This is a genomic window from Candidatus Parakkermansia intestinigallinarum, assembly GCF_944389695.1.
Taxonomy (GTDB): Bacteria; Verrucomicrobiota; Verrucomicrobiia; order Verrucomicrobiales; family Akkermansiaceae; genus Akkermansia; species Akkermansia intestinigallinarum.
Map to the genome: position 1 here is coordinate 18,673 of NZ_CALXNG010000003.1, position 15,031 is coordinate 33,703.

At 63.4% G+C, this 15,031-nt stretch carries 12 protein-coding genes; all 12 read left to right on the top strand.

The features are described 5' to 3' along the window. Positions 1-134 precede the first annotated feature (134 nt). Positions 135-356, top strand: coding sequence for a hypothetical protein (locus AC6UAL_RS01295; RefSeq protein ID WP_500681542.1), 222 nt, complete (start codon positions 135-137; stop codon positions 354-356). A 94-nt stretch (positions 357-450) separates the two neighbouring features. Beyond that, positions 451-1,086, top strand: a complete 636-nt coding sequence (gene pgsA, locus AC6UAL_RS01300; protein ID WP_500681543.1) for a CDP-diacylglycerol--glycerol-3-phosphate 3-phosphatidyltransferase — start codon at positions 451-453, stop codon at positions 1,084-1,086. Positions 1,087-1,162: 76 nt separating this feature from the next. Continuing rightward, positions 1,163-2,356 carry an iron-containing alcohol dehydrogenase gene (locus AC6UAL_RS01305; protein WP_500681544.1) on the top strand — a complete coding sequence of 398 codons (1,194 nt, stop codon included), beginning with the start codon at positions 1,163-1,165 and terminating at the stop codon, positions 2,354-2,356. Positions 2,357-2,548: 192 nt separating this feature from the next. After that, on the top strand, positions 2,549-4,204 hold the full coding sequence (locus tag AC6UAL_RS01310; protein WP_500681545.1) for a fumarate hydratase: 1,656 nt from the start codon (positions 2,549-2,551) through the stop codon (positions 4,202-4,204). Positions 4,205-4,355: 151 nt separating this feature from the next. Next, on the top strand, positions 4,356-5,255 hold the full coding sequence (locus AC6UAL_RS01315) for a phosphatidate cytidylyltransferase (protein ID WP_500681546.1): 900 nt from the start codon (positions 4,356-4,358) through the stop codon (positions 5,253-5,255). Between the two features lie 31 nt (positions 5,256-5,286). Next, positions 5,287-6,399: a diacylglycerol/lipid kinase family protein gene (locus tag AC6UAL_RS01320; RefSeq protein WP_500681547.1), complete on the top strand. Its 1,113-nt coding sequence runs from the start codon at positions 5,287-5,289 to the stop codon at positions 6,397-6,399. Positions 6,400-6,515: 116 nt separating this feature from the next. After that, positions 6,516-8,192, top strand: a complete 1,677-nt coding sequence (locus AC6UAL_RS01325) for a glutamine--tRNA ligase/YqeY domain fusion protein (protein ID WP_500681548.1) — start codon at positions 6,516-6,518, stop codon at positions 8,190-8,192. An 84-nt stretch (positions 8,193-8,276) separates the two neighbouring features. Continuing rightward, on the top strand, positions 8,277-9,701 hold the full coding sequence (locus tag AC6UAL_RS01330; protein WP_500681549.1) for a bifunctional 3,4-dihydroxy-2-butanone-4-phosphate synthase/GTP cyclohydrolase II: 1,425 nt from the start codon (positions 8,277-8,279) through the stop codon (positions 9,699-9,701). A 205-nt stretch (positions 9,702-9,906) separates the two neighbouring features. After that, entirely contained in the window at positions 9,907-12,261 is a 2,355-nt protein-coding gene (gene ftsH / locus AC6UAL_RS01335) for an ATP-dependent zinc metalloprotease FtsH (protein WP_500681550.1), read from the top strand. A gap of 116 nt (positions 12,262-12,377) precedes the next feature. Further along, positions 12,378-12,722, top strand: coding sequence for a ribosome silencing factor (rsfS, locus tag AC6UAL_RS01340; RefSeq protein WP_500681551.1), 345 nt, complete (start codon positions 12,378-12,380; stop codon positions 12,720-12,722). A gap of 153 nt (positions 12,723-12,875) precedes the next feature. Then, entirely contained in the window at positions 12,876-13,904 is a 1,029-nt protein-coding gene (locus AC6UAL_RS01345) for an ABC transporter ATP-binding protein (protein ID WP_500681552.1), read from the top strand. Then, positions 13,901-15,007, top strand: coding sequence for a twin-arginine translocase subunit TatC (tatC, locus tag AC6UAL_RS01350; protein ID WP_500681553.1), 1,107 nt, complete (start codon positions 13,901-13,903; stop codon positions 15,005-15,007). The genes AC6UAL_RS01345 and tatC overlap by 4 nt, the downstream gene beginning before the upstream one ends. Positions 15,008-15,031: the final 24 nt, after the last annotated feature.

The window sequence follows — 15,031 nt, forward strand, 5'->3', positions numbered from 1 at the left end:
GCATGCCGGAGCAAGCGCCGCGGAGAGCTTTGCGGGGGAGACGAACGAGAGGCACTCTGCCGCGGTCGGCGGTGTCCGGGGAGGCGTCGAGCCGCCTCGGCGCGACCGCAGCGCAGCGGAACACCCTGAACACCTTGAACAGCTCGAACACCCTGAACACCCTGAACACCCTGAACACCTTGAACAGCTCGAACACCCTGAACACCCTGAACACCCTGAACACCCTGAACACCCTGAACACCTTGAACACCTTGAACACCATTGCCCCCCCCTTGAACACCCGAAGGCTCTTCGTGAGCTCCCGGTGGTTCGACGGCTGCGTTGATCCGCGGCCGTGTTTTATCCTGACGCCGTGAGCTCGCGAGTGCGCGCGTGAAAGCCCTGCGCGCATTGGGAAGAATTTGGACTTGCCATTCAATCCGTTATCACCTAATATACCCGCGTAACGGTATGTTCAACCTGCCCAATTGCATCACTCTGACGCGCATCTTCTGCGTTATCGTCTTTACCTGCGCTCTGGCGTGGGACGCTGCCCATCCTTCACTCGTCGCTGAAATCAGCGAGGAGAGCGCCGGGATTCTGGTGCCGCTGAGTCTTGCGCGCTGCATTGCATTCTGGGCTTTCGTCATCGGCGCCGTTTCCGACTTCTTCGACGGTTATCTGGCCCGCAAGCTCAATCAGGTGACGAACTTCGGCAAGCTCATCGACCCCTTGGCGGACAAGATTCTGGTCAGCGCGGCCTACATTTACCTGACGGGGGTGCATCTCTGCCCCTTCTGGGTGACGATTGTGATTATTTTCCGCGAGTTTCTCGTTACCGGTATCCGGCAGCTGGCCGTTGCTCAGGGTTACGTGATGGCGGCCGACTGGTGCGGAAAGTGGAAGACGGGTTTCCAGCTTGCCTACTGTATCGACTGCCTTCTGCTGCTCGCCTACGGTGCCAACCTGTTTTTCCCGCTTCCCGAGCTTCTCTTCGGCAGCATCGGTGAGGGTCTGCGCGCCGCCTTCCTCTGGATCAGCCTCCTTCTCACGCTTTGGAGCGGTGCCAACTACTGCTATCAGGCCCGCCGCTTCATTCGCGGATGAGCGAAAAGTGAGACATGCGGCTCTTTTCCCGCTCTTCAAGCTTGCCAACGCGGCGATTTGGGGCTAGCATGCTTGTATGCTCAACTTTGATTACTTCAACCGCACTCACTACGTCTACGGCCCCGGCCAGCGCACCCGCATCGGAGAACTCGTCAAGCCTCTGGCTCGCAAGGTGTTGCTGCACTACGGCGGCGGCAGCGTTCGCCGCACGGGTCTCTATGACTGCGTCGTCGACTCGCTGAAGGCTGCCGGCGTCGATTTCGTCGAGCTGGGCGGCGTCAAGCCCAACCCCAGCCTGTCTCTGGCCCGCAAGGGTATCGAGCTTTGCCGGGCTGAGGGGGTCGACCTCGTGCTGGCCGTCGGCGGCGGCAGTGTCATTGACTCGGCCAAGGCCATTGCTCTGGGTGTGCCTGCTCCCCGCGATGTCTGGGATTACTACACGCAGGGTCTCGCCGTCGACTTTACCCCCCTGCCCGTCGCTACGATTCTGACGCTCCCGGCAGCCGGCAGCGAGAACAGCCCCAACACAGTTATCACCAACGAAGAGACCAGCCGCAAGCTCGCCGCCGAGCACCAGCTGCTGCGCCCCGTGCTGAGCATCGTCGATCCCGAGCTCTTCCTCACGCTTCCGCCGGCTCAGATGGCCTACGGAGCCTGCGATATGCTTTGCCACATCTTCGAGCGCTACTTCAGCAACACGACGGATACGCAGCTCTCGGACACTCTCAGCGAGGCGACGATGCGCACCATCATGCAGCAGGCTCTCGTGCTGCGCGACAACCCGAAGGATGTCAACGCCTGGGGGCAGCTCGCGCTCAGCGGCACGATCGCGCACAACGATTTGCTGGGCATCGGTCGCGAGCAGAGCTGGGCCTGCCACAGGCTCGAGCACGAGTTGAGTGCCGTCTACGATGTGCCGCACGGCGGCGGTCTGGCCGTTGTGGTGCCGCCCTACATGGAGGCTGTCTGGCACGCCAACCCGGGTATCTTCGCTCAGTGGGCCGTCAATGTGATGGGTGTTGCCGCCAACCGCGATACGGAGAGCGTTATCCGCGAGGGTATCGCCCGCCTGCGCTCGTGGTACCGCGCGATCGGTCTGCCGCAGACCATGCAGGAGCTCGGCATTCCGGCTGACGCGGACTACACCGCTATGGCGCACGCGGCCTGCCACGACGAGAACGGCAACGCGATGACTCTGCCCGGCGTGCTGCCGCTCGACCAGCCGCTGGCCGAGTCCATCATGCGCGCAGCCGTCGCGCCCGAAGCCTGACGCACCGAGCGCCGTCGCCGCGTTCGCGTCTCCGCGTTCGGATTGCAGCGGCGGCTAGGCGGCTCGGCGTTTCGCGCCCCCTATTTCGGAAGGGAGCAGCAGGGTGTCTGCTGCTCCCTTCCTTGTCTTGCCGAGGCGGGTCGTATTTTGTGCTCGCTTTTCGGCGGCGGCGGTGGTACAAATAAGGTCGTTATGGCAACACCTCCCTTTGTCTATCAGGAAATGTTCCCCATGGGGGAAGATACCACCAAGTATCGCCTGCTCACGAAAGACTACGTCAGCATCGGCGAGTTTGAAGGCAAGCCCATACTCAAGGTCGAGCCCGAGGGGCTTCGCCTGCTGGCTGAGACGGCTTGGCACGACGTCTCCTTCTACCTGCGCCCCGAGCATCTTGAGATGGTTAAGGGCATCCTGAGTGATCCCGAAGCCTCGGAGAACGACAAGAGCGTCGCGCTGACGATGCTGCGCAACGCCGAGGTGGCTGCCATGGGCGTACTGCCCCTCTGCCAAGACACGGGCACGGCCATTTGCGTCGGCAAGAAGGGCCAGCAGGTCTGGACGGGCTTCAACGATGCGGAGTACATTTCTCGCGGAGCCTACGACTGCTACACGAAGAATAACCTGCGCTACTCGCAGAATGTCGCGCTCGACATGTACAAGGAGATCAACACGGGCACGAACCTGCCCGCTCAGATTGACCTCTTTGCCACCGATCACGGCATGGAGTACAGCTTCCTCTTCATCGCCAAGGGCGGCGGTTCCGCCAACAAGACCTACCTCTATCAGGAGACGAAGGCTCTGCTCAATCCCAAGACGCTCAAGAATTTCCTCGTGCAGAAGATGAGCACGCTCGGCACGGCGGCCTGCCCGCCCTACCACGTGGCCTTCGTCATCGGCGGCACGAGCGCAGAGCTCTGCCTCAAGACGGTGAAGCTGGCTTCGACGAAGTATTACGACAGCCTGCCCACCGGCGGCAACGAGCACGGCCGGGCCTTCCGCGACATCGAGCTCGAAAACGAGCTCAAGAAAGAGGCCGAAAAGCTCGGGCTGGGCGCCCAGTTCGGCGGCAAGTGGTTCGCGCTCGACGTGCGCGTGGTGCGCCTGCCGCGCCACGGGGCTTCCTGCCCGGTGGCTTTGGGCGTCTCCTGCTCGGCGGATCGCAACGCCAAGGCGAAGATCACGCCCGAGGGTATTTTCATCGAAGAGCTGGAGTATGACCCCGGCAAGTACATCCCGGCCGAGCTGCGCGAGACGAAGAGCGCCGGTGTGCCCATCAATCTCGATCGCCCGATGAAGGAGGTGCTGGCGGATCTCAGCCAATACCCGGTCAAGACGCGCCTCTCGCTCACCGGCACGATTATCGTGGGTCGCGACATTGCTCACGCCAAGCTCAAGGAGCTGCTGGACGCCGGCAAGGATCTGCCGCAGTACATCAAGGATCACCCCATCTACTACGCCGGCCCCGCCAAGACTCCCGCAGGCTATCCCTCCGGCTCCTTCGGCCCGACGACGGCCGGTCGCATGGATCCCTACGTCGAGCTCTTCCAGAGCCACGGCGGCAGCATGATCATGATTGCGAAGGGCAACCGCGCTCAGTGCGTCACCGATGCCTGCAAGAAGTTCGGCGGTTTCTACCTCGGCTCGATCGGCGGCGTCGCGGCAGACCTCGCCAAGAACTGCATCACCTCCATCGAGTGCCTCGAGTACCCCGAGCTCGGCATGGAGGCCATCTGGAAAATCACGGTGAAGGACTTCCCCGCCTACATCCTCGTGGATGACAAGGGCAATGACTTCTTCGCCGACATCCGCGCCGGCTGGGGCTGCCTGCTCTGCCAAGGCGGACACTGATTCATCAGCCACACTCTCGGCGGCGGAGCCGTTTCGGCTCCGCCGCCTCTCTGCCCGACACCCCACTCCTCTCACCTTCATGCTCGCAGCGCAGGTTTAAGCGCCGAGCACGGAGCTCGCGTTCCGCGCAAGTCACCCCACCAACATAACCATGACCCCGAAAACCAAGACCTTTTGGGAGCGAACCTTCAGCACCGTCATCCTGCTGTCCATCCTCGGCGGCGCCGTCGCTTGGGATGAACCGCTCGGCTACGGCATCCTCATCGCCCTCTTCTGCAACCTGACAACGATCGAGTGGTACCGCATGCTCAAGGGGCGTGCGGCAGACCGCCCGCTGGTGCTCGTCGGCGGCCTCGTCTACCCCTGGCTGCTGCTGCTCATCACGCAGGGAGTTATTTGCAGCCCGCAGCTTCAGGGAGCCGGGCTTCTGTCCGCCGTCATGCTCGGCGGGGGCGGGCTGGCGCTCTACAGCATTCTGGCCTTCGCACGCCAGATCCTCGCCATGGATTACAAAGGCAAGAGCGGGCAGCTTGCCCTTGCCGGCGCGGCGGAAACGATACTCGCCTTCGTCTATCCCGTCTGGCTTCTCTGCTTCGCCTTCTGGTTCTGTTTCAAGGGCTGTCACGAAGAGTGTCACTTCCTGCTCTGGATCGTCCTCGTTACGAAGATGAGCGACATCTGGGCCTACGTTACGGGCGTGCTCTTCGGCGGCAAGTTCATCACCGCGCGATTCAGCCCCGCCGTCTCGCCGAAGAAGAGCTGGGAGGGCATCATCGGCTCCTTCATCATCACGACGGCTCTCGGCGTCCTTCTGGGGCATGGGATTTTGGCTTCGGCGGATACGCTCTTCCTCACGCTCTTCTCGGCCGTCATCTTCGTGGTGGCCGTCTTCGGCGACCTCGCCGGCTCGTTGATCAAGCGCGGGCTCGGCGTCAAGGACAGCGGCTCGCTGCTGCCGGGTATCGGCGGCATCTTCGACCTCATCGACTCTCCCTCCTTCACCGTATCGCTCTCCCTCTTCATCCTTCCGGCCCTCTATCTCATCTGCTGAGAAGGCGAGAGGAGCAGGACGCCGCATCCGCATGAACAAAGCTCTGCCCAGCGAAGAGCCCCCCCGGCTCGGCGAAGAGACCACTCGCCTCGGGGAGGAGGCATCTCGGCCCGGGGAGGAGGCGAACCCGGCATTCGAGGTTGCGGGAGGAGCCATGCCCCCCCTGCCCGAGCACCCGGTGCCGCTGCTTCTCAACACGCGCGCCGGCAGCCTCTTTCGCTCGGGGCTTCGCAAGTGGCTCAGTGCGCACGAGGGCTACTTTCGGCTCATCAGCTCGGATTCGCCCGAACAGATGAGCCGGCAGGCTCTCGACCTCGCGGAGCGCGGCGAACCCGTTGTCGCGGCCGCCGGCGGGGACGGAACCCTCAAGACGGTTGCACGCGGGCTGCTCGACACGCCGACGGCACTGGGCATCCTACCCAGCGGCACCATGAACGTCTTTGCCCGCGAGCTGGGCATCGGCAGTCGTCGCTTCGATATCGCGCTCGAGGCCATCATGGGGCAGACGCGCAAAAAGGTCGACATTTTCACCGTCAACGGCGAGCCCTTTCTGCAAATGGCGGGCTTCGGCCCCGACGCCCGCGTCGTCGAGCTCATCACGCCCAACATGAAGCGCTTTCTGGGCGCGGCTTCGCACCTCATCACCGCGCTGCGAGTCGCCACCGAGCACCACGCCGTCATCACCCTCGCCCTGCCCGGCGGCGAAGAAATCATCGGCACGCAGCTCATTCTGGGCAACGGCAAACGCTACGGCGGCGAGGCGCGCCTCTTTGCCGATGCCGCCTGCGACGACGGCCTGCTCGATGCCGTCATGATTCAGCAGGAGAGCATGGGCATTGTCATTGAGATTATCTCGAGCATGATGCAGCTCGGCGGCACGAACCGCAACACCAGTCAGGCCACGCAGTTCTGCCAGCTGCAGGAGGGAGTCATCAGCGCCGAATCCAAGTTGGCCTACCAGCTCGACGGCGACTACGTCGGCACGCTGCGCCCCACGGAGGAGGCGATCATCGCCAAGCTGCCCTCCCCGCTGACCGTCTGCGCTCCCGAGCACCCGATTCCGGCCACGGCCATCGGCCGCATCCTCGCCCACCCCGCCGTCATCGCCCTCAAGGAACGCCTGTCGCGCCTCCGCGACATCTGAGGGGGCGCGGAGTCCGGTTTGCCGCCTTCCCGGCGGCGCGCTCTGCTGAACCTGCGGCGTGTCATTCCCCGTGATTGAGCTTGATTTGTCAGCGCAAGGAGAGTACAATGCTGCGCATGGCAAACGAGGAGAAACTAGACTTCATACGCGAAATCGTCGCCAAGGACTTGGCAGAGGGGCATTGCACCGTGCCCATCACGCGCTTTCCGCCCGAACCCAACGGCTATCTGCACATCGGCCACGCGAAAGCCATCTGTCTTGACTTCGGCATCGCGAAGGAGTATGCCCACCTCGGCGCCGTATGCCACCTGCGCTTTGACGACACCAACCCCTGCAAGGAAGACATCGAGTTCGTCAACTCGATTCAGGAAGACATCCACTGGCTGGGCTTTGATTGGGGCGAGCATCTCTACTGGGCCTCGAACATCTTTGACTTTTATTACGACTGCGCCGTCGCGCTGATCAAGAAGGGACTCGCCTACGTCGATCTTCAGGATCGCGAAACCATGCGCCTACAGCGAGGTGATCTGCGCACCCCCGGCACGGCCTCGCCCTACCGCGACACCGCGCCCGAGGAGAATCTCGCGCTCTTCGAGGCGATGAAGGCCGGCAAGTACGAGGCCGGCGCGGCCGTGCTGCGCGCCAAAATCGACATGGCCAGCAGCAACATGAACATGCGCGACCCGGTCATCTACCGCATCTCCTACGACCGCCACCACAACACGGGCGACACGTGGTGCATCTACCCGATGTACGACTTTGCCCACCCGCTGGAGGACGCATGGGAGCACATTACGCACTCGCTCTGCACGCTCGAGTTTGAAAATCACCGTCCGCTCTACGACTGGGTCATCGAGAACTGCCCGGTGCCGGCACGGCCGAAGCAGCGCGAGTTCTCGCGCCTCAACATCACCTACACGGTCATGAGCAAGCGCAAGCTGCGCCAGATGGTCGAAGAGGGTTACGTCGCCGGCTGGGACGACCCGCGCATGCCGACGATCTGCGGCATGCGCCGCCGCGGCTACCCCGCCCGCGCCATCGTCGACTTCTGCGAGGGCGTCGGCATCACCAAGTTCAACGGCAACACCGACGTGGCCAGGCTTGAGAATGCCGTCCGCAATGAACTCAACACGAATGCCGAGCGCCGCATGGCCGTCCTGCACCCCCTCAAGCTCGTGCTCACCAATCTGCCCGAGGACTTCGAGGAGGAAGTCGAAGTCGTCATCAACCCGGAGAAGCCCGAACTGGGCAACCGCAGCATCACGCTCACCCGCGAGGTCTGGATTGACAAGGACGACTTCATGATCGATCCGCCCAAGAAGTACAAGCGCCTCTCTCCCGGGGCCTGCGTGCGCCTTCGCGGCGGCTACTGCATCATTGCCAAGGAGTACGACTGCAATGCCGACGGCGAAGTCACCGAGCTGCGCGCGGAAATCATCCCCGGCACCATCGGCTCGAACCCGCCCGAGGGCATCAAGTGCAAGGGCGCCATTCACTGGGTGTCGGCCAAGTACGGCGTTCGCGCCGAGGTGCGCCTCTACGACCGCCTCTTCAAGGATGAGGCTCCCGATGCCAACCCCGAGGGCTTCCTCGCCTCGCTCAATGCCGACTCGCTCACCGTGATACGCGATGCCGTCGTCGAGCCCGCCTTGGCGGCCGCACCCAACGAGTTCCTCTGCCAATTCGAGCGCACGGGCTACTTCGTGGCCGACCGCTACGACCACAGCCCCGAGCACCCCGTCTTTAACCGCTCGGTGGGGCTGCGCGACTCGTGGGCAAAAATGAGCAAATAACATCAATACACACTGCTGATTCCGCCGCGGCCCGCGCGGCCGGAATCAGCGCATCCCTCCTTCCTCCACTCCACGCATCAACGCATGAATCCCGTCGAGTTTCATTCCAAGAACGGCGTCTTTGACATCAACGACTTCATCCAACAATGCGATGCCTCCGTCAGCGGCGAAGGCGACTGCCTCTGCGGCTCGCACCGAGAGCCCGAGTTGCCGGCGTGCCGCGATGTGGCGGCGCAGCCCTGCTGCACGCCGTCAGGATGCGACTTGAGCAGCTTGGCGCCGCAAGGCTCCGTTCCGGTGGCCGACGGCGTCGACCCCATCGTCTACTCCCCGCTCGCGGAGGTCGTTGAAGACCTCCGGCTCGGCAAGCTCATCCTCGTCACCGATGATCCCAGCCGAGAGAACGAGGCGGATCTCATCTGCGCCGGGCAGTTTGCCACGCCGCAGAACATCAACTTCATGGCCACGCACGCCCGCGGCCTCATCTGCGTGCCCATGGCTCCCGAGCGCGTCGAATCACTCGGGCTGCCGATGCAGGCGCAGCACAATACGGAGAAGCTCCACACGGCCTTCACCGTCAGCGTCGATGCCAAAGAGGGCACCACGACGGGCATCAGCGCCTTTGAAAGATCGATCACCACGATGAAGCTCGCCGACCCGAAGGCGAGGATTGACGATTTCGTGCAACCGGGCCACTGCTTCCCGCTCAAGGCGCGCAAGGGCGGCGTGCTGCGCCGCGCCGGACACACCGAGGCGACCGTCGATCTGCTGCGCATCGCGGGCATGGAACCCGTGGGCGTCTGCTGCGAGATCATGAAGGAGGACGGCACCATGGCTCGCCTCGGCGAGCTGGGCAGCTTCCAGAAGCAGTACGGCCTCAAGGCCTGCTCGCTGGCTCAAATCATCGAACACCGCCAGCACACGGAAAAACTCGTCGAGCGCGAGGAAACGGTTAAATTGCCCACCGAGTTCGGTGAGTTCATCTGCCACGCCTACCACTCCAAGGTGGACGGCAAGACGCATCTCGCCCTCGTGCACGGCGAAATCGACTCGGACAAACCCGTCCTCTGCCGCGTGCACAGCGAATGCCTGACCGGCGATGTCTTCGGCAGCCGACGCTGCGATTGCGGCAGCCAGCTGCATGCCGCCATGCGCCGCGTCGCGCAGGAGGGCGGCGTCATTCTCTACCTGCGCCAGGAAGGGCGCGGCATCGGGCTTGCCGCCAAGCTGCACGCCTACAAGCTTCAGGAGCAGGGCTATGATACGGTGGATGCCAACATCAAGCTCGGTTTCCCCGCCGACCTGCGCGACTATGGCGTCGGCGCCCAGATTCTGCGTGATTTGGGGGTGCGCCACCTGCGGCTGCTGACGAACAATCCGCGCAAAATCGTCGGTCTGGCGGGGCACGGGCTCGACATCGTGGAGCAGGTTCCCATCAGCATCCCGCCCAATGACGACAACCGCCACTATATGGAGACCAAGCGCGACCGCATGGGGCACCTGCTCTGACGCCCCCTCCCGCAACACGGCATCCGCAGCTGCACCGGGCGCGGTCAGGCCGTCTCCCGGGCTCCCGAATCGCGGTGAACGACGCGAAATCGCCGTCAGCAGACGCGAAAATCGCCCCGGCACCACCTTTTCGGCCTGTATGTCTCGAAAACTTATTCACAAGAGCGCACATCTGCGCTAGAATCCCCGCCAACACGACAAACTCATGCCTGATCCGAATCAGAAAGACAACGGTACCCCTCCTCCGGTCAAACCGTCAGCGCCCCAGAGCAACTGGGGCATGTGGATTCTCATTGCCGTCATCGCGGGCATTCTCGTTCTGGCCTTCTCGTTTGACGGCGGCAGCTCGGCCAAACGTCTGACGCTCGACGAGTTCCGCCACGACTTCCGCAGCGGTGCCATCGTCACGAACAACCCCAAGGAGTTCCCCATCGAGGTCACGATGAGTGACACGTCGAGCGAGGCGAGCATCACGGCCTACAAATACCGCCAGCAACCGACCAGTGCCGCGCGCGCTTTTTACATCCCGGTCACCGACAATGAAGAGATGCGCCAGCTTTGCAACCGCTACGGCATCACCGAGGGCGGGGATTTAGCGGCTCCTTACGCTCCGGCGGCCGGAACGGACAGGCTTTGGTCCATCCGCGACCTGACCAAGCTGGGGGAGGAGGGACGCCTCGTGCTCAACAGCCGGAATGCGAATGAAAACACGCGTCTCGTCCGCGACGGCGACAAGTGGTACATCATCGGCAACTACAGGCTTGAAACGGACGTCAAGGCCACCAAGAAGGATGTCGAGCCCGTGATGGTTGAGTTCAACCGCAGCTTCCAAGGCGACCAAGTGCGCGACATGCTCGGCAATCAGGCCAGCTATCGGGTGGACAACAACACCTGGGGCTCCATCCTGCTCAACGTCTTCTCCATCTTCATCGTGCTGCTGCTGCTCTTCTTCCTCTTCCGCATGCAGGGCGGAGGCCCTGCCGGGGCACGCAAGTTTGCCAGCAGCCGGGCCCGCCTCGTGGATCCCTCGCGCAACAAGGTGACCTTCAAGGATGTGGCGGGCATCTCCGAGGCGAAGGAGGAGGTCTGGGAGCTTGTCGAGTTCCTCCGCAACCCGCGCAAGTTCCGCAACCTCGGCGGCACCATTCCGAAGGGTGTGCTGATGGTGGGGCCGCCCGGTACGGGCAAAACCCTGCTGGCGCGCGCGATTGCCGGCGAGGCCGGTGTGGCTTTTTACACCATTTCGGGCTCGGACTTTGTTGAGATGTTCGTGGGCGTGGGCGCCAGCCGCGTGCGCGACATGTTTGCCGAGGCCAAGAAACACGCGCCCTGCCTCATCTTCATCGACGAGATTGACGCCGTGGGCCGCCACCGAGGCCACGGCGTGGGCGGCGGGCACGATGAGCGCGAGCAAACGCTCAACGCTCTGCTGGTTGAAATGGACGGCTTCTCCGCCAACGAGAATGTCATCGTCATCGCCGCGACCAACCGCGTCGACGTGCTCGACCCCGCTCTGCTGCGCCCGGGCCGCTTCGACCGCCAGGTGACCGTCAACCTGCCGGATGCCGCCGGCCGCGAGCAGATCCTGCGCGTCCATGCCCGCAAGATCAAGCTCGATCCGAAGGCCGACCTCGGCCCCATTGCCCGGGCAACCACCGGCTTCTCGGGTGCCGAACTGGCCAATCTGGTCAACGAAGCGGCTCTCATTGCCGCGCGCAAGAACGCTGCCGTGGTCTCTCAGGCGGATCTGGAGGAGGCTCGGGAGAAGGTGCGCTGGGGGCGAGAGCGCCGTTCGCTGGAGATTTCGGACAAAGAGAAGTTCAACACGGCCGTTCACGAGGCCGGGCACGCGATCTGCCTGCTCAAGACGGAGCTCGCCAAGAGCCTGCCGCTGCACAAGGTCACCATCATTCCGCGCGGCCCGGCGCTGGGCGTTACGATGATGCTGCCGGAGGAGGACAAGCACAGCGAGTACAAGAATGAGCTGCTCGACTACATCGTCATGGCGATGGGCGGGCGCTGCGCCGAGGAGGTTGTCTTCGGCGATGTCTCGGGCGGAGCACGCATGGATATTCACCAAGCGACGGACATTGCCCGCAAGATGGTGTGCGTCTACGGCATGAGCGACCGCCTCGGCCCCATCGAGTACGGCACGAATCACGGAGAGGTTTTCCTCGCGCGAGATCTTTCGCAGACGACGCGCAATTTCTCCGAGCACACGGCTCAGATTATCGACGAGGAGATTCAGCGCATCGTCAAGGAGAACTACCGACGCGCTCTGGACATTCTCACGGACAACAAGGAGCGCCTTCTGCTCATCGCCGACAAGCTCATCGAGTTCGAGACGCTCAGCGGCAAGCAGATTGCCGAGCTGCTGGAAACCGGTGAAATGAGCGACCCGCCCGTGCGCGAACTTCCTCCCCCCATCCCCGAGGATCTCGATGCGCCGACGGATCTGCAAACGCCTGACGACGAGCCCCCGCCCTACCGCGACGAGGAGAAGGAGCGCGAGGACGAGAGCAGCGACGCTGCCCGCCCAGCCGACAGAGATGCGCGTTGACGAGAACCTCAAGATCGGAGATGCGGCCATCACGTTGACGAGGACGCAGAACCGAAGATGCGGCAGAGGAAGCGTCACACCGCATGCCACCACCACAAGCGAGACCGAATAACACCATGAACAGTAAGGAATTAGCACTTGCCTGCGCCCGCGCGGCCGACGATGCCAAAGCCACGGACATTGCCGTCTACGACCTGCGCGGCCAGTCGTCGCTCACCGATTTCGCCATTGTCTGCACGGCCACCTCCGTGCCCCACCTGCGCGCGGTTCTGCGCGATGTGGACAAGGAAGTGGGCGAGCAGTACGGCATCGAGCCCGTCTATGCCGAGCGCACGCCCAACGCGCTCTGGTCCGTCCTCGACTATGTCGACGTGATGATTCACGTGATGGCTGACGAGACTCGCGAGTTTTACGGATTGGAGAAGATCTGGAAGGACGAAAATCGCGTAGACTGGCAGTGAGGCATCGCTGCCCGCCTTTCCCTCCTTTTCCCCCTCCCCCCTCTTCCCCGAGTTCTAAGCCCCCCGCGAGGCTCACGCTTCGCGAGGGGCTTTGAGCTCCGCCCTCAATCCGCACTTGCCAAGAGCCTGCCGGCGTGCTAGAGTAAGCCAAGCTTGAGCACTCAACCGCAACCTATTCTCGAAGTCTGCAATCTCTCGATGCACTTTCCCGTGCAGCGGGGGCTTTTCTCGCGCCAAGGCGGTACGCTCAAGGCGGTCGACGGCGTCTCGTTCAGCATTGCCGCCGGCGAGACGCTCGGGTTGGTCGGGGAGAGCGGCTGCGGCAAAAGCACGATCGGGCGCTGCATCGTCCGTCTCTGCGAGCCGACCGGCGGTTACATCCGGCTCATGGGCACCGATATCACATGCCGCCCGCAGTGGAGGCTCGGGAACCTCAGGCGCAACGTGCAGATGGTTTTTCAGGATCCGGCTGATTCGCTCAACCCGCGCATGGATGTGCGGCACATCATTGCCGAGCCCCTCGAACTTCAGGGGATAGGCACGAAGCAGGAGCGCCGGAGGCGGGTCGAAACGCTGCTGGATCTCGTCAGCCTTCCGCGCAGCGCCGCAGAGAAGTTCCCGCACGAGTTCTCGGGCGGTCAGCGGCAGCGCATCGGCATTGCGCGAGCCTTGGCGACGGGGCCGAAGTTGCTCATTCTCGATGAACCCGTCAGCTCGCTCGATGTCTCCGTCGCGTCGCAGGTGCTCAATCTGCTCATGATGCTGCAGCGTGAGCTGGGGCTCGCCTATCTCTTCATCTCGCATGATCTCTCCGTCGTCAAGCATGTCTGTGACAACGTGGCCGTGATGTACCTCGGCAAGATTGTCGAAGGCGGCCCGGCATCGGTGGTCTACCGCAACCCTCTGCACGCCTATACCCGTGCGCTGATTTCGGCCATTCCCCTGCCCGATCCCTTCCGCCGCCGGCATGTCCCCGTGCTGCCGGGCGACGTCCCCTCGCCCATTGATCCGCCGCCGGGCAGCGCTTTCGGCAGGCGCATCAATCACCCCTATCTCGAAGCGACCTACGGTATGGATCTGACGCCAGTCGAGCTGGAGCCCGGGCACTGGGTCGCGCCCGATCCCTGTGCCGTTTCGCTTGATCTGCTGCGGCGCGTCGGCATCGACATCTATGCGCCATGATGCTGCTGCGCTCCATGTTCCGCGCGCGCGAGGCGCTGCAGGCTCGGCGGGCGGCGGGCGATGAGCCGCGGCCGCTGCTCGACCACTTGGAGGAGCTTCGCCGCACCCTGCTGCGCATGCTCGGCGTGTTGCTCGCGGCGATGCTTCTCTGCTTCTTCCTGACGCCGCAAATCATGCACTTTCTCAGCCGCCCCGTCGAGCAAATTCGCCTGCAACAAGAGCGGGAGGCTCTGCCCGAGGGAATGCCGCTGCATGACTGGTTGGCGGCCAAGAGGCTGGCCGAGGTTCTGCCCGCGCTCTCTCCCGAGGCTCGCGACGCGCTGCTCGCTCGGCAGTCGGCGCGCGTGCGGGAAGCCGCGCGTTGCGTAGCTCTGCTGCGGGCCGCCGCCCTGCTGCCCGAGGCGGAGCAGACGGACTACCTGCGAGACGTGCTGGCGCAGCCTCAGCAAGCCGACGAGCTGACTCTCGCGCTCTCCCTGCACGCGTCGGGTGCCCTGCTGCGCCCCGCGCAGCAAGACGAGCAGATACGGCTCATGGGAGCTTTTCAACCGGCCGAAGCCTTCATGCTCTCGGTCAATTTGGCCTTTTTCGCGGGGCTGATTCTCTCCTTTCCGGTGCAGCTTCGCCTGCTTCTGGGCTTTATCATCCCCGGGCTAAAGCCGAACGAAAGGCGTTTGCTCTATCGCTGCGTGGCTTGGGGCTGCCTGCTCTTCATCGCGGGATGCGCCTTCGCCTACTTGGCAGTCTTGCCGCGCGTGCTGGGCTTCTTCTACAACTACGGGGCGCAGATGGGCATTCAGAACGACTGGCGCATCGGCTACTATCTCTCGTTTGCGGCGAAGCTGGTGCTGACCTTCGGCGCCATTTTCGAGCTTCCCGTGCTGGTGTTGCCGCTGATTAAGCTCAACATTCTGACCTACGACCTGATGAAGCGCACGCGAGCGACGGCTTTTGTCGCCTGTTTCGCCGCCGCGCTGCTGCTGGCACCGTCGCCGGATCCGGGCACGATGTTTCTCATGGCTCTGCCCATGTATCTGCTCTACGAGCTCTGCGTTCTTTTTGCCCGGCGGCAGAAGCGCAGGCGGCAACGCGCTGCCGCGTAGAATTGGCTTGCATGCGCGGCGTAA